The organism is Rhodococcus sp. NPDC019647, assembly GCF_044389235.1.
Classification (GTDB): Bacteria; Actinomycetota; Actinomycetes; order Mycobacteriales; family Mycobacteriaceae; genus Rhodococcus_F; species Rhodococcus_F oxybenzonivorans.
The window spans coordinates 31,980-49,704 of the sequence record NZ_JBIRXS010000031.1; the positions used below are offsets into that span (position 1 = coordinate 31,980).

At 66.1% G+C, this 17,725-nt stretch carries 19 protein-coding genes and 2 pseudogenes; 15 read left to right on the top strand and 6 right to left on the bottom strand.

The features are described 5' to 3' along the window. Positions 1 to 104: 104 nt before the first annotated feature. The 9 genes and pseudogenes from ACH49N_RS32810 to ACH49N_RS32850 all read left to right on the top strand — a co-directional run bounded on the left by ACH49N_RS32810 (position 105) and on the right by ACH49N_RS32850 (position 8,576). Entirely contained in the window at positions 105 to 1,259 is a 1,155-nt protein-coding gene (locus ACH49N_RS32810) for a 4Fe-4S dicluster domain-containing protein (protein WP_358276914.1), read from the top strand. Further along, positions 1,256 to 1,717: a cyclic nucleotide-binding domain-containing protein gene (locus tag ACH49N_RS32815; protein ID WP_358276915.1), complete on the top strand. Its 462-nt coding sequence runs from the start codon at positions 1,256 to 1,258 to the stop codon at positions 1,715 to 1,717. Before ACH49N_RS32810 ends, ACH49N_RS32815 begins: the two co-directional genes overlap by 4 nt. 4 nt (positions 1,718 to 1,721) lie before the next feature. Beyond that, positions 1,722 to 2,552 (top strand): FAD/NAD(P)-binding protein, encoded by an 831-nt coding sequence (locus ACH49N_RS32820; protein ID WP_358276916.1) that lies wholly within the window; start codon positions 1,722 to 1,724, stop codon positions 2,550 to 2,552. Then, positions 2,552 to 3,331: an oxidoreductase gene (locus tag ACH49N_RS32825; RefSeq protein WP_358276917.1), complete on the top strand. Its 780-nt coding sequence runs from the start codon at positions 2,552 to 2,554 to the stop codon at positions 3,329 to 3,331. The genes ACH49N_RS32820 and ACH49N_RS32825 overlap by 1 nt, the downstream gene beginning before the upstream one ends. Beyond that, a complete protein-coding gene (locus tag ACH49N_RS32830; protein WP_358276918.1) occupies positions 3,328 to 4,617 on the top strand; it encodes a nickel-dependent hydrogenase large subunit in 1,290 nt (429 codons plus the stop codon). The genes ACH49N_RS32825 and ACH49N_RS32830 overlap by 4 nt, the downstream gene beginning before the upstream one ends. Beyond that, positions 4,614 to 5,081: a hydrogenase maturation protease gene (locus ACH49N_RS32835; protein WP_358276919.1), complete on the top strand. Its 468-nt coding sequence runs from the start codon at positions 4,614 to 4,616 to the stop codon at positions 5,079 to 5,081. The genes ACH49N_RS32830 and ACH49N_RS32835 overlap by 4 nt, the downstream gene beginning before the upstream one ends. Continuing rightward, complete coding sequence (locus ACH49N_RS32840) at positions 5,078 to 5,947, top strand: universal stress protein (RefSeq protein WP_358276920.1); 870 nt, start codon at positions 5,078 to 5,080, stop codon at positions 5,945 to 5,947. Before ACH49N_RS32835 ends, ACH49N_RS32840 begins: the two co-directional genes overlap by 4 nt. Positions 5,948 to 6,084: 137 nt before the next feature. Continuing rightward, positions 6,085 to 7,485 (top strand): wax ester/triacylglycerol synthase family O-acyltransferase, encoded by a 1,401-nt coding sequence (locus ACH49N_RS32845; protein ID WP_358276971.1) that lies wholly within the window; start codon positions 6,085 to 6,087, stop codon positions 7,483 to 7,485. 37 nt (positions 7,486 to 7,522) lie between these two features. Then, positions 7,523 to 8,576, top strand: a pseudogene (locus ACH49N_RS32850) (NAD(P)-dependent alcohol dehydrogenase). 237 nt (positions 8,577 to 8,813) lie between these two features. Here the strand turns inward: ACH49N_RS32850 and ACH49N_RS32855 are convergent. The 5 genes and pseudogenes from ACH49N_RS32855 to ACH49N_RS32875 all read right to left on the bottom strand — a co-directional run bounded on the left by ACH49N_RS32855 (position 8,814) and on the right by ACH49N_RS32875 (position 12,046). Beyond that, entirely contained in the window at positions 8,814 to 9,695 is an 882-nt protein-coding gene (locus ACH49N_RS32855; protein WP_358276921.1) for a universal stress protein, read from the bottom strand. 351 nt (positions 9,696 to 10,046) lie between these two features. Then, a pseudogene (locus ACH49N_RS32860) lies at positions 10,047 to 10,166 on the bottom strand (IS110 family transposase); the annotation flags it as partial. A gap of 233 nt (positions 10,167 to 10,399) precedes the next feature. Then, positions 10,400 to 10,657 (bottom strand): hypothetical protein, encoded by a 258-nt coding sequence (locus ACH49N_RS32865; RefSeq protein ID WP_358276922.1) that lies wholly within the window; start codon positions 10,655 to 10,657, stop codon positions 10,400 to 10,402. Between the two features lie 24 nt (positions 10,658 to 10,681). After that, positions 10,682 to 11,674, bottom strand: a complete 993-nt coding sequence (locus ACH49N_RS32870; protein WP_358276923.1) for an Acg family FMN-binding oxidoreductase — start codon at positions 11,672 to 11,674, stop codon at positions 10,682 to 10,684. A 105-nt stretch (positions 11,675 to 11,779) separates the two neighbouring features. After that, the gene (locus tag ACH49N_RS32875; RefSeq protein ID WP_358276972.1) at positions 11,780 to 12,046 is read right to left on the bottom strand and encodes a hypothetical protein; all 267 of its coding nucleotides are present in this window, start codon (positions 12,044 to 12,046) and stop codon (positions 11,780 to 11,782) included. Positions 12,047 to 12,265: 219 nt separating this feature from the next. Here ACH49N_RS32875 and ACH49N_RS32880 point away from each other — a divergent pair, with 219 nt between their 5' ends. The 6 genes from ACH49N_RS32880 (at position 12,266) to ACH49N_RS32905 (ending at position 16,349) form a co-directional block, all read left to right on the top strand. Further along, positions 12,266 to 12,871, top strand: coding sequence for a hypothetical protein (locus ACH49N_RS32880; RefSeq protein WP_358276924.1), 606 nt, complete (start codon positions 12,266 to 12,268; stop codon positions 12,869 to 12,871). Positions 12,872 to 12,921: 50 nt separating this feature from the next. Then, positions 12,922 to 13,920, top strand: coding sequence for an Acg family FMN-binding oxidoreductase (locus ACH49N_RS32885; protein WP_358276925.1), 999 nt, complete (start codon positions 12,922 to 12,924; stop codon positions 13,918 to 13,920). A gap of 910 nt (positions 13,921 to 14,830) precedes the next feature. After that, positions 14,831 to 15,298: an Hsp20/alpha crystallin family protein gene (locus ACH49N_RS32890; protein ID WP_358276926.1), complete on the top strand. Its 468-nt coding sequence runs from the start codon at positions 14,831 to 14,833 to the stop codon at positions 15,296 to 15,298. Positions 15,299 to 15,338: 40 nt separating this feature from the next. Then, complete coding sequence (locus ACH49N_RS32895; protein WP_358276927.1) at positions 15,339 to 15,497, top strand: hypothetical protein; 159 nt, start codon at positions 15,339 to 15,341, stop codon at positions 15,495 to 15,497. Positions 15,498 to 15,555: 58 nt separating this feature from the next. Then, positions 15,556 to 15,990, top strand: a complete 435-nt coding sequence (locus ACH49N_RS32900) for a CBS domain-containing protein (RefSeq protein ID WP_358276928.1) — start codon at positions 15,556 to 15,558, stop codon at positions 15,988 to 15,990. Positions 15,991 to 16,190: 200 nt separating this feature from the next. Then, on the top strand, positions 16,191 to 16,349 hold the full coding sequence (locus ACH49N_RS32905; RefSeq protein ID WP_358276973.1) for an SPW repeat protein: 159 nt from the start codon (positions 16,191 to 16,193) through the stop codon (positions 16,347 to 16,349). A gap of 89 nt (positions 16,350 to 16,438) precedes the next feature. Here the strand turns inward: ACH49N_RS32905 and ACH49N_RS32910 are convergent, their stop codons facing one another. Further along, positions 16,439 to 17,701 carry a site-2 protease family protein gene (locus ACH49N_RS32910; protein ID WP_358276929.1) on the bottom strand — a complete coding sequence of 421 codons (1,263 nt, stop codon included), beginning with the start codon at positions 17,699 to 17,701 and terminating at the stop codon, positions 16,439 to 16,441. Between the last annotated feature and the right edge of the window lie 24 nt (positions 17,702 to 17,725).

A 17,725-nucleotide genomic window follows, 5' to 3' on the forward strand; every position in this document is an offset into this window, starting at 1 on the left:
TGTCGGCTCTATCGACCGGAAAGGCCGAACGGCCCTGTTCTTCACCGGACGCGACTGGCTCAATGGGAAAGGGGAGGGGCGAGACGCCCGAAAGGAGCGACCCGATGGCCAACACTCCTGCAGAACATCGTGACAGCGTCCTGGACCGTCGGGGTGTCGACCAGCTGATCGACGTCCTCCGGGGGCGCGGCTACCGTGTGGTCGGTCCGACGGTGCGCGACAGTGCCATCGTCCTCGAGGAGCTCGAGTCGGGCGCTCAACTACCAGCGGGTTGGGGCGTGACGACCGGCCCCGGCACGTACCGGCTGCGTCGACGCGACGACGACGCGGTCTTCGGGCACTCGTCCGGCCCCCAGTCGTGGAAGCAGTACCTGCACCCGCCCCGACAGCAGTTGTGGGCGGCGGAATCCGACGGCACCTTCCACCCCCCAGCCGAGGACGACACCCCCTATGCGTTCGTCGGCGTCCGCGGCTGCGACCTCGCGGCGATCGCCGTCCTGCGCCGGGTCCTGTGCCCGGATCCGGACGCGGACAGCGCCACCGCCCGCCGCTTCCGATCCCTGTTCGTCGTCGCCGCCCACTGCACCGAACCCGGCGGCGTGTGCTTCTGCACCTCCATGGGCACCGGTCCGGCAGCCGGCCCCGGCTACGACCTCGCGTTGACCGAACGCGTCGACTCGCAAGGCCATCGGTTCCTCGTCGAGGTCGGCACCGACACCGGAGCCGACGTACTCGCCGACATCAACCGAAGCCCCGCTGCGGCCACCGACATCGACGAAGCCCGAGCGGCCGTGAGCGCTGCAGCCGGCCGGATGGGACGGACGATGCCGCAGGTCAATCTCCGTAACCTGCTGGCCGACGCCCGCAGCGAGGACGTCTGGGACGAGGTCAGCAACCGGTGCCTGACGTGCGGCAACTGCACGATGGTCTGTCCCACCTGCTTCTGTACCACCAGCGAGGACATCACCGACTTGACCGGCGAGCATGCCGAACGCTGGGAGCACTGGTCGTCATGCTTCGAACTCGATTACAGCGAACTGCACGGGGGAACCGTCCGGACATCAGGGCAGAGCCGATACCGGCAATGGATGTCCCACAAGCTCGGTACCTGGTTCGACCAGTTCGGCAGTTCCGGTTGCGTGGGGTGCGGGCGGTGCATCGACTGGTGCCCGGTCGGCATCGACATCACCGAGGAGGCCGCACGGCTGGTCCAGACCCTTCCGCCGTACCGGCCGGACGATGCGCGGGAGCAACGATGACCGCGGGCGGCACCGTGTTGCCGCCCCTGCTCGCCGCACTCGACGACGAGCACCGCCGCAGGCTGACCGCACTCACCTCCCCGGTGCGATTCGGCGAAGGAGAGGTCATCTTCCGGGAGGGCGCACCGGCGACTCGGTGCTGGCTGATCGGGTCGGGCAGCGTCGTGCTGACCACGCATGTACCCGGCCGCGGCGCGGTGGCACTCGAAACCCTGCATGGTGGAGACGTTCTCGGCTGGTCCTGGCTGGGGGCCCGACCGGTCTGGCAGTTCGCCGCCCACGCGGCGGCGGCCACCGAAGCCGCCGAAATCGACATCACCGCCCTCGAGCGGATGGCCGGAGCGGAGCCCGAATTCGGGTATGTCGTCACCCGTGCCCTCTCGGGATTGCTCATCGCCCGCCTCCAGTCCACCCGGGCGCGGCTGCTCGACCTCTATGCGAACCGCCGGGAGATGTGACGCCATGTCGATCACCCACATGCTCCCCACCGGTTACCGTGTCCACTCCCGAACACAAGAAACCGCCGACACCGTGACGGTGACCCTGACACCCACCACAGCCGTCCCGAAAACCCCCGTTCTGCCCGGGCAATTCATGATGCTGTACGCCCACGGAGTCGGGGAGGTCGCGATCTCGGTGAGCGACGCGCCCCGCGGGGACCTCGGTGTGCTGGTGCACACCGTGCGCAGCGTCGGCGCCGTGAGCAGAGCCCTCCACGACACGCCGGTCGGCGCGGTGGTAGGAGTTCGTGGCCCCTTCGGGCACGGATGGAACCTGCACCCAGGCGGACGCGACCTCGTCGTGGTTGCCGGTGGTGTGGGCCTGGCCCCCCTGCGGCCCGTCATCGGGTCCGTGCTGGCCGAGCGCGACCGGTTCCGGAGGGTGACCGTCATCGTCGGTGCGCGCAGTCCGTCGAACATTCTCTTCGGCGCCGAGCTGGCCGCCTGGCAGGCCCGCGAAGACCTCGACGTGGAGTTGACCATCGATCAGCCGGTATCGGGATGGACGGGGGCCGTCGGATTCGTCACCGAATCGCTGCACCGCATCGACATCGATCCCACCCGCACGACCGCGTTGTTGTGCGGGCCTGAACCGATGATGCGGTTCTCCGCCCGAGTCCTGCTCGACCGTGGTGTACCTGCCACCGACATCCAGGTCTCCCTCGAGCGGAACATGCAGTGCGGTGTCGGCGTCTGCGGTCATTGCCAGCTCGGCGAGCTGCTGTTGTGCCGTGACGGGCCGGTGGTCGACTTCGCCACCGCCGAACCACTTCTACGGGTACCGGAGCTGTGATGAGCGCACCACCGACCACCAGACCTACCCTCGCGGTGTGGAAGTTCGCGTCCTGCGACGGCTGCCAACTCACCCTGCTCGACTGCGAAGACGAACTGCTGGCGCTGGCCGAGGCCGTGACCATCTCCCACTTCCTCGAACTGTCCGACACGATCATCGGCGGCCCCTACGACCTGTCGCTCGTCGAGGGATCGATCACCACCGCCGCCGACCGGGAGCGGATCCGGGCGGTGCGCGAGCAGTCCCGCTTCCTCGTCACGATCGGGGCCTGCGCCACGGCGGGCGGTATCCAGGCGTTGCGCAACTTCGCCGATATCGACGACTTCCTGTCGGTCGTGTACGCCCGCCCCGACTACATCGACACCCTGGCCACCTCGACCGCGATCTCCGCGCACGTCCCGGTCGACTTCGAGCTACGCGGGTGTCCGATCGACCGGCGGCAACTCCTCGAGGTGATCACCGCCTACCTCGCCGGTCGACGACCGAACATCCCGAACACCACCGTGTGCACCGAATGCAAGCGGCGCGGACTGACGTGCGTCATGGTCGCCGACGGCACCCCCTGCCTCGGACCGGTCACCCACTCCGGTTGCGGAGCACTATGTCCCGCGGTCTCGCGCGGATGCTACGGCTGTTTCGGCCCCACGACCGACCCGAACCTCACCTCGCTGATGGGGTGGCTGCGCACCTGCGGCATGAACGACGATGCCATCTCGCGCGTCCTCGCCACCTTCAACGTGGCCGCATTCGGCACCGATGCGCCGGGATCACCCACATGAGCGCCACCACGAGAGAACTGACCGTCAAGGCTCTCGCCCGAGTCGAGGGGGAGGGCCGACTCGACGTCACCGTACGAGACGGTTGCGCCGACCGAGTCGACCTGGCCATCTACGAGCCGCCCCGCTTCTTCGAGTCGTTCCTACGCGGCCGGCACTACTTGGAGCCACCCGACATCACCTCCCGGATCTGCGGCATCTGCCCGGTCGCCTACCAAGTCAGTGCCTGCAACGCGCTCGAACAGGCCTGCGGTATCGAGGTCACTGATGCCGTCCTCGACCTTCGGCGGCTGCTGTACTGCGGCGAGTGGATCGCCAGCCACGTCCTGCACATCTATTTCCTGCATGCACCCGACTTCCTCGGCTTCCCCGACTCCATCGCCCTCGCTCGACGCGACCGGGCTGCCGTCGAGCGGGGACTGGCACTGAAGAAGGCGGGCAACGCCATCCTCGATCTCATCGGCGGCCGGGCCATTCATCCGGTCAACGTCCGGGTCGGCGGATTCCACCGCGCACCGACCCGCAACGAGCTGGCCCCGCTGGCGGAGCAGCTGCGCGCCGCCTTGGGCCAGGCGATAGCCACCGTCGACTGGGTGTCCACCTTCGACTTCCCGGACATCGAACTCGACCACGACCTCCTCGCGCTCCAGCACGAATCCCGGTACGCCATCGAGGACGGCGACATCGTCTCGACGAATGGATTACAGTGTGGGCCAGAAGAATTCCCCCGGCATGTGATCGAGCACCAGGTGCCGCACTCGACCGCCCTCCACGCCGAACTCGACGGCCGGCGCTACCTGACGGGGCCCTTGGCGCGCTACTGCCTCAACTCCACGCAATTGACGGGTGCGGCCGCCGCGGCGGCAACAGCCAATCTCGGTGCGCAGTGCCGGAACCCTTACCGCAGCATCGTCGTTCGCGCCGTCGAAGTCGTCTACGCGGTCGAGGAAGCCTTACGCATCATCGATCACTATCAGCGGCCCCCGCGATCCTTCATCGACGGGCCGCCCGTCCATGCGGTGGGACACGGGGTCAGTGAGGCACCCCGCGGATTGCTGTATCACCGCTATGAACTCGATCCGGACGGCCTCGTCCGCACGGCGACCATCATTCCGCCCACCTCACAGAACCAGGCGGCGATCGAACACGACCTCCGCGGCGCCGTCGATGCTCATCTCACCCTCCCGGACGAGGAGTTGGCCGCCCTGTGCGAGCGGATCATCCGCAACTACGACCCCTGCATCTCCTGTGCCACCCACTTCCTGACACTCACGATCGACCGCCGATGACGGCCGTGGTGCTCGGAGTCGGGAACGAGGACCGACGCGACGACGGTGTCGGGCCCGCGGTCGCGCGCGCGGTCGCCGCCCGGGCAAGGGCCGATGTGCTGGTCACGGTTTCCGACGGTGACCCGGCGACCCTCCTCGACGCCTGGGCCGATATGGATGTCGCTGTCCTGGTGGACGCCATCGTGTGCGATCCTCCCCGGCCCGGCACCGTGCACCGATTCGACTCACAAACGCTCGCCGCCCTGCCGGCGAAGACCACCAGCACCCACGGGCTCGGACTCACCGAAGCATTGAGATTGGGTGCAGTGCTCGGCCGGATGCCCCGGCGCTGGGTGCTGTACGCCGTCGAGGTCGCCGACGTGGGTTACGGTCGCGGACTGTCCTCTGCAACAAAGGACGTTCTCGAACCGGTGACGTCGGCGGTGTTGGCCGAAGTCGTCGGCGCGCGGAGGGGGACATCATGAGCACCACCCCGATCGTCGTGGGCGTAGACGGGTCGCCGCCCTCATCGGAGGCGGTGCGGTGGGGGGTAGCCGAGGCGATCCTTCGCAGCGCTCCGCTTCTCCTTCTGGCGTGTGTCAGTTACCGCGGGGCCGAGTCCCTACCGCTGGTGGGCGCAGAATTGCGTGAGCGAGCCGAGCGGGACCTCACCGCAGCCACCGAGCTCGCTCGGGCTCACGACCCCCGCGGCGTTGTCCACATACGAACGGAGCTGCATTGGCAGTATGCGCCCGCGGTGCTCGTCGACCGATCGGAGTCGGCGCGAATGATAGTGCTCGGCCGCCGCGGACTGGGCGAATTCACCGGCGGCCTGATCGGTTCGGTCACCTCGGCCGTGGCCCGGCACGCACACTGCCCCGTTGTCGTGATCGAGGGTGCCGCAGCCTCCCCTGAGGAGGGCGGCGTGGGCCCGGTTGTGGTCGGCGTCGACGGCTCGGACAACAGCGAACCCGCCATCGCGCTGGCGTTCGAGGAAAGTGCCCTACGACGAACCACGCTGATCGCACTCCATGCGTGGTCGGACCAGGACCTGTCCACTCTTCCCATGGGAACCGGCCCCGACCGGTGGAAGGCGGTGGCGGAGTCGGAACAGGCACTGCTGGGGGAGAGCCTGACCGGATGCGCCGAGCAGTACCCCGACGTCCCGGTGCAGCAGGTCCTTGTCAGAGACCGGCCGGTGCGGCACCTGCTGGCGCAGGCGGAAGAGGCGCAGCTACTCGTCGTTGGCACCAGAGGCCGCGGCGGATTCAAGGGAATGACCCTCGGTTCGACGAGCGCGGCCTTACTGCACACCGCTCCATGCCCGCTCATCGTCGTCCCGCGGTGTTGAGCGTGAGGCCCTTCAGACGCTGTGTCGAGAGCACGGATGACTTTCGGCCGCACGAGCACACCGTTCGACTCTGCCGTGGCCGGATTGTCTGCGGCACAGTGGTCGGTATGCACGTTTGACGTGGTGAGGCGGGAATGATGGACGATGACACGCTGAGTTTTCTGGATGCGGGGTTCCTCGAGACCGAGGATTCCGATGATCATGCGAGCCTGACGATCGGGGCGTTGGCGATTCTCGCTGGTCCGGCGCCGACTCCGGACCAGTTCCGTGCGGCGGTGGTGGCGCGGCTGGTCGATCTACCGCACGCACGAGACAAACTCCATATGGTGCCGCTGGATCTCGGGAAACCGTCCTGGGTGGAGGACCCGGTGTTCGACCTCGGCCACCACGTGCGCCGGGTGGCGCTCCCACAGCCCGGGGACGAGGAGACGCTGTTCGGGTTCGTGGCCCGGGTAATGGGGCATCGCCTCGACAGGGATCATCCGCTGTGGGAATGCTGGGTGGTGGAAGGACTCACCGGGGAGCGTTGGGCCGTGCTCGCCAAAATGCATCACTGTATGGCGGACGGCATCACCGGCACCAGACTGTTCGAAGCGATGTGTGACGAGGACCCGCCGGCCATCACACGGAGCACACCGGAAATCGTCTCCCAGAAGCAGACTCCCGCCGGCATCATCGACACGATCACCGGAGTTCTCTCGCCGGCGCGTCAATTCCGAATGCTCACAACGGTGCTGACTGCACCGCAGCGGTTCGCGGCGGCCACGGTCGGCGCCACCCTTGGTTTCGTTCGCCTCCTCGCCGAGATGGTGACGTCAACGTCCGGCACGTCATTGATCGGGCCCATCGGACGGCAGCGGCGGTACTGCGCCGCCCGCACCCGCATGGGGGATGTCCGCGAAATCTGTTCCGCCTACGGAGTCACGGTCAACGATGTCGCTCTTGCCGCGATCACCAGCGGACTGCGCACGCTCCTCCTGCGACGAGGCGAAATCCCGGAAGCCCGCACCGTCCGCACCCTCGTCCCCGTGTCCGTGCGCGCCGACCCCCCGGGTGGGGGCCCAGTGCACAACGAGGTTTCTCTTATGCTGCCGTTTCTCCCCGTCGACATCGAGGACCATGTCGAACAGCTCACTGCGGTGCACCGGCGCCTCGCCGCGCACAAAGCCGGCAACGAGGCGGAAGGTGGAAAAGCGTTCACAGCGCTGGCACAGTACGGGCCGTTCATGCCGTTGGCTTGGGCGATACGCCTGGCCATGCGGTTCCCCCAGCACAGCGTCGTGGCCGTCGCCACGAACATTCCCGGGCCCCGTCAGACACGCCACATCCTCGGCCGGGAGATCCTCGAAATTTTCCCCTACGTGCCGATCGCACTGCGGTTACGCATCGGCATCGCTGTCTTGAGCTACAGCGACCACCTCACCTTCGGTGTCACGGGTGACTACGACACCAACCCCGACCTTGCCGACCTGGCCCACGGAATCGAACACGGCGTGGCATCACTCCTGGCCGCGGCCCGCCTGTCCGAAGTGAACTAGCCGTCAGAGAAAACAGCGTCAACATGAGGGAGCGAGCATGAAGGCGATCCAGTACCGCCGCATCGGCGCAGAACCCCGAACTGGTCGAGATCCCCACACCCGAACCTGGCCCCGGCGAGATCCTCCTCGAGATCACCGCGGCCGGGGTCTGCCACTCCGATGCCTTCATCGTGGGGCTACCCGAGGAGCAATACACCGTCGGGCTGCCACTGACACTCGGTCACGAGGGCGCTGGACGCGTCGCCGCCGTCGGCGCCGGTGTGGAAGGACTCGAAGTCGGCACAAATGTGCTCGTCTACGGGCCGTGGGGATGCGGACAGTGCTGGCACTGCTCCCAGGGCATGGAGAACTACTGCTCGCGGGCCGCGGACCTGAACATCCTGCCGCCCGGGCTCGGCGCACCCGGGGCGATCGCCGAATACATGGTGGTCGATTCGCCCCGCCACGTCGTACCGATCGGCGACCTCGACCCGGTGACGACGGTTCCCCTGACCGATGCCGGGCTGACGCCCTACCACGCGATTAAACGGTCGCTGGGCAAACTTCGTCCCGGCTCGACCGCGGTGGTAATCGGCACCGGGGGACTCGGTCACGTCGCCATCCAGCTGTTGCGGCACCTGTCACCGGCCCGCGTCGTCGCTCTCGACGTCAGCGAAGACAAACTCGAGTTCGCCCGGTCGATCGGCGCCCACGAGGCGGTGCTGTCCGACTCGAACGCCGCTGCGAATGTCCGCACGATCACCGGACCCAACGGCGCGGCGCTGGTGCTCGATCTCGTGGGGATGCAACCGACCCTGGACCTGTCGATGGCGATCGCGGGCGTCGGTTCCGACGTCGCGATCGTCGGACTGGGTGACGGTCAGGCAGCCGCCCAGGTAGGTTTCTTCCGCGGGGCGTACGAAGTCAACGTCGCCGTCCCATACTGGGGTGCCCGGAACGAGCTGATCGAGCTGGTCGACATGGCCCACCAGGGTGTGTTCGACATTGCCGTAGAACGCTTCGCGCTCGAGGACGGTGTGGAGGCGTATCGGCGGCTGGCCGCGGGAACGTTGCGTGGTCGCGCCGTCATCACGCCGTCGTCCACACCCTGAAATCAAACCGAGATGAGTTGAGAAACACAAGAATAGGCGCCGCGGCAGACGCGGAGCTCCCTCGCCACCGCGAAGGGCTTCTTCCGCGGGTCCGCCGGTAAGCGCACTCGGTACGAGCAGCGCCAACAGGCGCGGCGCCCACACCGAGTGCATGCGATTTGCACGAGAATCTCAGCGTTGGCCTCACCCGCTGGAGTTGCCCCGCCCTGCCGGCAGCATCGTCGTCATCGAGGAGCGCTAGCGAACGATGAGCAGCGGGCAGGCAACCGAGTGCATCAACGCCCTGCTGGTCGATCCCAGCAACATATTGGTGAATCCACCTCGCCCCCGGCTCCCCACCACGAGGAGTTGTGCGTTCTCGGCCTGCTCCCTCAGATTCCTTGCAGGACGATCCCGGACGACGACGGTGCGCACCTTCACATCCGGGTATTCCTCCGCGCGGCCAGCTAAATTCTCGGACAACACAGCGGTCTCGTTTTCCGCGGCCCGTCTCCACTCGGCGTCGCTGCCGCCGTCGGGGGCCAGTACCAAAGTGATATCGGACCACGCGTGCACAGCCACGAGCTCAGCCTGCCGCAGGGCGGCCTCTTCGTAGGCCATCGAGATGGCGGATTCACTGTGACGCGATCCGTCGACGCCGACGACGACGGGCCCGGAACGGTCATTGATATCACGATCAGCTGCTCCCCGAATGACTGCAGCGGTGCAATGAGCGTGCGCGGCAACCGCGGAACTGACCGAGCCCAGGAAGGCGCGTTCGACGATTCCCTGCCTGTTCGCGCCGACCACGACCATCGACGCCGTCGCCGAGCGCCCGATCAGCTCACCGGCCGGAGTTCCGGTGCACAACGTGGCGACGATCTCGATATCGTGCCCAGGCGCCGCGGCACGGGCGATCTGTTCTGCGAGCACCAATCTTTCCCGACCATCGCGTTGCTCGTCTTCGAAGAAGCTGGCGGGCATTCCGATCGGGACGCCATAGGCACCGGGAACGAACGTCGTCGTGATCAGCGACAGCGGCAGCTTACGGAGCGCGGCTTCCTTGGCTGCCCAGGACACCGCCTGCAGCGCTGAGGGTGAGCCGTCTGTTCCTACAACGATCGGGCGGTGGCCGGTCATGGTGTACTCCTCCGGGCTGCTCTGCGATGAGTTTCTGTCTCGACATCTATCGTCGTTATCCGTGACCGACCTCCGTAGAGGAGAAGGTCATCACCTCCGCACCTCGAGCGTCCCGCCGATTCGGGCGAAAGTCGTCATCAGGGGAGTCGCTAGGGTTCGTCCAAGCGGCAGCGGTTACGGAGGGTGTGATAGCGGGCCTTGTCCATGAGCATGGCGTAGAGGAAGCCGCATCGGCGTGGGGTCCAGACGGATCGAGGTGGCGACCACGGCCCTTTTCCTCTCGGTGCGTTTGCGGTCGAAGTAGCCGTGGTTAGTCGGTCGCCCGGGGGCTGCACGCGCGGACTGGAACCCGGAGACGGCAAGACTCCATAGGACTATCTGCGTGGCATTGCTACCGGGCACCCTCACCCTCCGCGTGTCCAGCGCGGCGAGAATGTCGGTCGCGAGGCGTGCACCCATGTGGAGTGCGTGCGGTCGCTGTGACGGCCACGCTGGGCGCGTTCGCCGTCGTTTGACGAGCACGGCGTGACGCTCTCGTAGGCGGCCGCGTTCACTGCTGTCGGGGTCGCCTGCAATCTGAGCGGTCCGTCAATGCCACAAGGCCGCCACCCCCGGGACATTCGGAACGACACGGGCAAGGAGTCATACCGAACCTGGCGACCGTAGCGCCGCGAAACGGGACCATAAGGACGGTAACTGGGTGGTCAGAGGGAATTGACGCCTTGCAGAACAAGAGCCGGCCACCCCGGGACCATCAGGCCGACACCGATAGAGATCAGTGTGAGACCCCAACTGCGGTACCGGGCGCTGTGACTCGCGGCCAATCCGCAGAAGACGATCACCGACGCGCAACCGAGCACATTGAATGCGGAGGTTGCGAACAGTGCGGCACCACCGGTGAGTGCAGCGGCGACCAGCCAGAAGTACCGCAGATCGTGAGCATCGAGATCGAGAGTGTGCACGGTATTTCCTGTCTCACATGACCGTCAGCGACCGTCTTCTCGCCGAGACCTGTGCACCGACAGCACGGTATCCACCTCACGCCGGGGAGTCTGCCGCGGAGCAAGATTCCCGACCGTGCCCAGGCGAACCAATGCCTGGGCGAAGGAGGGCTCGGGGAGAAGATCTCCGATCATCGCCCGGCTCTGCGGGATCTCGGTCACGTGGGTGAGCGGGCAGGTGGCAACTTTGTTCACCGTTGCGTCGAGTAGGACGGCGGAAAGGGCTTCACCGCAGCGCAGCCAGTCCATCCGAGTGTCGGTTCCGGTGCTCAGCACCACCACGGTCGACTGATCGATCTGCGTCGAGTCGGCTCCGTGTGTGTCGGTTCCGGAGGGGAAGTTGCGGCCGATGCCGACGCGTGCTCGCTCCTCGGCGGTGGCCAGCGCAGCCGGTGGGATTCCTCCCGATGGAATCGAATGACCTGCCCACCAATATAATTCGGTGTGATACATCGCGTCGTAGCGTCGCGCGGCCGCGGTAAGTTCCGTCGCTTCAGCCAGCTTCGGACGCGCGTCGGCGGGGAGCACGGTCAACCGTGCGCCCCGTCCGCGAACCACCTCGGACAGACTGCCCGGACCCCACGTCGTCACGGGGTCGAACGCCCGTCGATCCGAGTAGCGATGCCTCATCGCGGACACAAGGTCGAAGTCGTGCGATTGAGGGCGAGCATCATGCCGGAAGCGAATCGTCGCGAGATGGGGTGAGTGAGGACCTTCGGGGAGACGAACGATCTCGGCGGTCCATCGCACCGCGGTGAGCGCCACCTGCAGATGATGAAGGGTCGCCCCGCAGCTGATCACCATTTGCCGGCCGGTGGGGTCAGCCGTCTTCAGGAGCCTTTGGGGATCGGTATGAAGTTCGAGGCGATCGTCGGTCAGCGTCCAGTGCCATGGCTGGCTGTTATGGACCGAGGGTGCTCGGCCCGCCAAGTCGACCGCGTGCCGCACCACATCAAGACTGGGCAACTCGACATTCATGGTCTACTCCTCACCCACACGCTCGCCGACACCCCGACGGGATCGGCGCACCGCTTTGCCGTACCCATACTCGTCGTTGCTGGACTTCCGCGGCAGGGCCGATGGTCACACGAGCGTCCCGGTATGCCCCCTGCGTGGCCGGCGGGGCATCAACATTGCTGCCGCAAGGCACAGTATTCCGACAAGAATCGCTGCCGCACCCACACCGACGAGCGGTGTCGCGAGCCAGACACCGAGACAAGCGACCAACCCTGCCACAGTCGCGCCGGACAGCACCGCAAGCGCCATCCCGGCCGGGTGCAAGTATCGAAGGTCGTCGCCCTCCCGTCGGTCCTCACCGGCGAATGAGCCCTCGCGATGCTGTCCCACGATGTCCTCTCCGTTTCGTGCCGATAGGTGTGTGTCGGCTTCTGTGAACAACGGTCCGATAACAACGGGCTTTCTTCCAGGGCCGAAGGTCACCGATCTCGGCACCGTGGTCCTCGTCGGGTTTGGGCACTCGTGGACGAGTCGAGGGCCGATGACTTTGTGCTCTACGCACCTTCGATTCATCGCGGAACACTCGGAATAGAGCACCCCGAGGAGGTGGCGATGGACAGCACGCAGCCACTCACCTTGCGGTGGTGGCGACTGGCGCCGTGGAGCCGGAATTCGTTGATGCGCCCGAGTGATCGGTGCGAGTCGCTCGCGGTCCTGACGGCGACCCTCTTCGTGCTCATGCTGGTGCCGTGCGCGGCGGCATTCGGCACCGTCACCTACACCGACCTGAGCGAACAGTCCCACACCGACCGCGCCAACCGGCATGTGACAGCGGTCGTCCTCGTCGATGACCCGAAGCCCCGAATGGACGACAGGTACGCCCGATCTCCGCTGACCCACGACGACGCCCCGGCGCGGTGGATCGGGTCCGACGGATCACCTCGCACAGGGGATGTGGAGGTCCCACCGAATGCTCAGGCCGGCGATACCGTCGACGTCTGGATCGATGCGAACGGCGACGTCGTGGACGAGCCGAGAACCGGAACGGAGAACGCCGCCATCGCGGTGAGCGCGGCACTCTGTGTGTGGGTCTTCGGCGCGACCACTGCCGTTGCCCTACTGGCCCTCGTACGATGGGCAGGCTCACGCGAGCGGATGCGGCGATGGGATCGTGAATGGGGCAACGTCGACCGGACCCCAGGATGGACGATCAATTGACCATTGTTCGATTGACGACAACGGGAAGAATCACGTCACCGGGAGCATCGATGACCTCCGCTATGCCCGACCGAGCCTCTCTCGAATCCGCAGTGGCCCTTGCGTGCAGGGCGCCGTCGCTCCACAACAGCCAGCCCTGGCGTTGGGTTGTCGACCGGTTCGGGCTTTCACTGTTCAGTGATCCCGATCGCCTGCTTCCCGCGACGGACGACTTCGGTCGTCAAATGGTGATTTCGTGCGGCGCTGCGCTGAACCATCTCGAATATGCCTTCGCTGCACAGGGCTGGGGCATCGAGATCGATCGGATGCCGGCCGGAGCCGACCGCGAGCTCCTTGCGACGGTAGGAATGTTTCACCAGCGTGAGATCGGGCCGGACGACGCCCGCCTGGTGGAAGCAATCCCGACGAGGACTACCGACAGGTTGCCGTTCGCGGCACCACCGTCGTGGGACGAGACAACCCCGTATCTGCACGCCGTGTCGGAAAGGCGCGGGGTTCGCCTCGTCGTTCTCGACGAGCGCAGCCGAACAGCCCTCGAGAATGCGTCCCTGCGGCTGTCCGGTCTCCGCGGGGGCAATCCGGTGTATCAAGCCGAACTCCGATGGTGGGCCGGTCATCAGGATCCTTTCCCGCAGGGGGTGCCCGAAGCGGCGCTACCGTCTGCCACCCAACGCCGTTCCGTGTCGTTGGCTCGCGACTTCCCGTCGGGCACCGCGGCATCGGCGGATCCGGCTGCACGGCAGGATCAGGCCGCCATCCTGTTGCTCACCACCGACGCAGATTCCAGACTGGACTGGCTGCGGTGCGGCGAGGCGCTGTCCGCTGTGCTGCTCACCTGCGCATCCCGCGGGCTCGCCACGTGTCCGGTCACTCACCTCACCGAAATGCCGGCGACTCGTACCCTCGTCCGTGACCTCTCCGCCGACCCCGGGTTGCCCCAAGTACTCATTCGGGTGGGAAGGGCAACCCATGAGCAGACCCCTCCCACCACATCTCGTCGTCCGCTGTCCGAAGTCCTCTTCAAGGTCCGACCGACACCACCCGAATAAGGACTCCGCGCCGATCACCACCTATTGGCGCCCCGCGAAAAGGGGGAGGGAGAACACCAGCGCTACTGCGAAATGAGATGCGCCACGGGGACTAATAAAACATTCGGCGGCAGAGACGAACTCGGTCCAGCCGGATGTTAGCGATACGCAGTTGCAGGACACGGGATCGTGACCAATCCGTAGGGTTGCAGTCCACCGGCGACGGTGGGGCGTTGACAGACTGACCAAGCTGGCGGAGTCCGCGCTCGAAGGCGAGATGAACGACCACCCCGGCGACGGCGAGAGCGACCCGTCCGGTAGGACAGCGACAACTCCCGTGGCCGGCGGATAAGGGCAGCTCAACGCCGACATCCACAGGATCACGCTCACTCAGGGTCCCCCGCCACGATGCACACTCGCGCACTCTCGGCCCGCCCAAGCCGACGGTGACGGCGACGGCGACGGCGAAATGGTCGCGCTGCGCATCCACAAACGCAGACATCTCCGGCGTCGTCTTCCGCGCGATGCGCGCCGACCAATCACCACTATCAGTCATGACACAGTCCTGGTATCCGACGTCGATCTCGTCGCCGAGCGCGGCTCGTCGACGCCATCCGCTGCCTGAACGAGTTCCACACCCCCCACCCTGACCCCGTCCTCGACCCCAACCGCCACGGACAGGTCGCTATCCCGGAGCCGGATCGAGAATGTGCTGGTGCCATGAAGAACCCGCACCCTCGAACAGGTTGCAGGACTCGAATCGCCCGCGAGTGGTTCACCACCCAGCTCTCCCGCTGGCATCTCTCCACGCAGTCATGCCCTGCTGCGGACATGAGACCTGGAATAAAGGACCGTTGGCCCTACTACCTTCACTCGATGGGGAGTGGACTCGGAGAGGTCAAGCAACCATCTCCCAGTTCTGGAGCCAGCTATGAGCATTCTGTCGCACCACCGTCCACGCCAGGCACTGCCACCGGCGTGGCCGTCACTGCCGGACTGGTCCGATCTGATGGCCAGGTTCGAGGCAATGCCTCCGTGGACCTCGCTCGAAGGGCACATGATCCGCGTCGAGGAACACCTCGACAAGGGTCGCTACACCCTACGCGCCGAACTCCCGGGAGTAGACCCGGAGAAAGACGTCGACATCAACGTCCGTGACGGACAATTGACGATCAAAGCCGAACGAACCGAACAACACAAGGAAGGCGCACGATCCGAATTCCGCTACGGCAGTTTCTACCGATCCATGCCGCTGCCGGCCGGTGCGAAAGAAGACGACATCGATGCCACTTACACCGACGGCATCCTGACGGTGACGATGCCGGTGACCGAATCGCCGACACCGGAAAAGCACGTCGAAATCAAGAAGATCACCCCCAGCGGCGACAAGAAAAACTGACCGGCCCGGCTGCGTCCGGTTCGCATCAGGCGAGGACACCATGGCGAAGCCGATCGTCCCCATCATCGCGGTCCTGTGGCTGACCCTCGCTGCAATCGGCGCCTGGAGCACCATCGCCTTCGCGTTCGCCGCCGTGGCTGCCGTCGTAGTGGGAACGTACCTGCTGGCCAGTGCGGTCACCGGCTCCGGCGGGCACTGAAGGCTCGGCTTCGGACTATCAAACTAATTGTTTTGCAACTTTTTGGAGACTATCCGCCATGACCACAGCACGTGACATCATGCACACCGGTGCGACCTGCATCGGCGAACACGACACCCTCACCACCGCCGCGCAGCGCATGCGGGAACTCGACGTCGGGGCGCTGCCGATCTGCGGTGACGACGACCGACTCCGCGGCATCATCACCGACCGCGACATCGTCCTCAAATGCGTTGCTGCCGAGGAAGATCCGAGTACTATGAGCGCGGGCGATCTCGCGCAGGGCAGCGCTTACCACGTCGATGCCGGAGCGAGCGTTGAACAGGTCATCACCGTGATGGAAGAACACCAGATCCGCCGCCTGCCCGTCCTCGACGAGCACCGCTTGGTCGGCATGATCAGCGAAGCTGATATTGCCCGTCACCTGCCCGAACACGCCGTCGGATCGTTCGTCGAAGCCATCTGCGCACCGAAAGCCCTCCCGAGCCACTGATCTCGCGGCCGGGGAGTTCCTGCAAGGGCCTCCCCGGCGCGAGGAGATGTCGTTGGTCGACCACATCCCGATCCACACTCATCCGGACAATCGTCGCGTTGCGCGAGCCCTGCGATCAGGCAGCCGAACACCCCGCCGCTCAGGTCGCCGCCGGGCCAATGACGTAGTCGGGCCTGTGCGCGGTGGCGTCGGACGGGATCATCGGCTTCGCCGACCAGACATCGCTCACCAGGTCCACCCTGATCCTCGGTCTCGCGGTCGTCCTGTTGGCGGCCGCGTTCGGGTCCGCCTACGGCTGCACCCCACGGCATGATGTTTGCCGCACCGCTGCTCGGGATCTGGCTGGTCGTCCCCCCTAGTCCGTGGACGGCGTAAACATCGAGGGCTGCGCGAACATCGAGGGCTGCGCGCGGATTGAGGGCAGGCAGGGGAGCGGACCAGCGGGAAGCTAGTTCGGTCGCGTTGGTGGTGAAGCATCGGTTGGTCTCTCGCGGGCGAGGTGGATGATGTGCTGCCGATCCGGTTCAGTGGGACCGCCGCTACTGCCACTGCCACTGCCTGGCACCGTCGGATGGTAGCGGAGGGGAAGTCCGAGCGCGGTCCGATCGCAGCCCCGCACGAGGTCGGTGGCCGTAACGATGCCCGTCAGGTGCTGCTCACTGTCGACGACTGCAATTAGATCCAGACCCGGCCGGAGGAGCACCGCCCTGGCCACGTCCGCCAACAGCGTGTCACCGGCCACGATGTCGGCGTCGGGCAGGGGCCGGGCGAGTGACCCGATAGTCGTCCGGCGTCGCGCCGCCGGGGTTGTCCGGGCCAGATCACTCAGAGTGATCACCCCGACGGGGTGAACGTCTGGGTCGACGACCGGGAAGATCCGGTGGTGGGACGACGATGCCGCACTGGCCAGGAATTCTTCGACGGTGTCGCCCGCGGCCGCGGCGACGGGGGTGGGTGTCATCGCGTCGGCCACCTGAAGGTTACCGAGACGGTGCCGTGCCGATGCGGTCATCAGTTCCACATTCGCCGCCGACCGGAGAAACCACCCGAGCAGCATCAACCAGAGTCCGCTGCTTCCGAAGACGATCGCCTGTGCTCCGCCGAGCAGGATCAGCACCAGTCCCAGGACCCGTCCGCTCCTGGCCGCCGACGTGGCGGCGGCGAGTCTGTCTCCGCTGCGATGCCACAGGACGGCACGGAGCACCCGGCCGCCGTCCAAGGGCGCGCCTGGCAGCAGATTGAATATCGCAACGATCAGGTTCGCCGTTCCGAGCCAGACGAGGGCAGCGGTCACGAGCGGACCGGTGAACTGTTCGACCGAGAAGGCGACGACGAGAGAGACCACACCGATGAGCAAGCTGGTGATCGGTCCGGCGAGTGCGATATGCAGGTCCGCCTTTGGATCGGGTGGTTCCTCACGCAGCTCGGACATCCCACCCAGCAACCACAGGGTCACCCGGTCGACAGAGACGCCATGGCGGCGCGCGACGAGGGAGTGAGCGAACTCGTGCGCGACGAGCGTCAGGATGAACCCTGCCGCGGTCACCGTCCCGATGATCCAGTAAAGCAAAGTCGGCCGGCCGGCGAAATGCACCGGCAGTATCGACAGCGACAGCAGTGAAGTCAACAGCGCCAGTGTCGGGAAAAGCGACCAGTGCACCGAGATCCGGATGCCCGCAATCCGGCCGGCGGGAATCGCTCCGCGCAACATCGGGCACCTCCTGAAGGAAGCCGG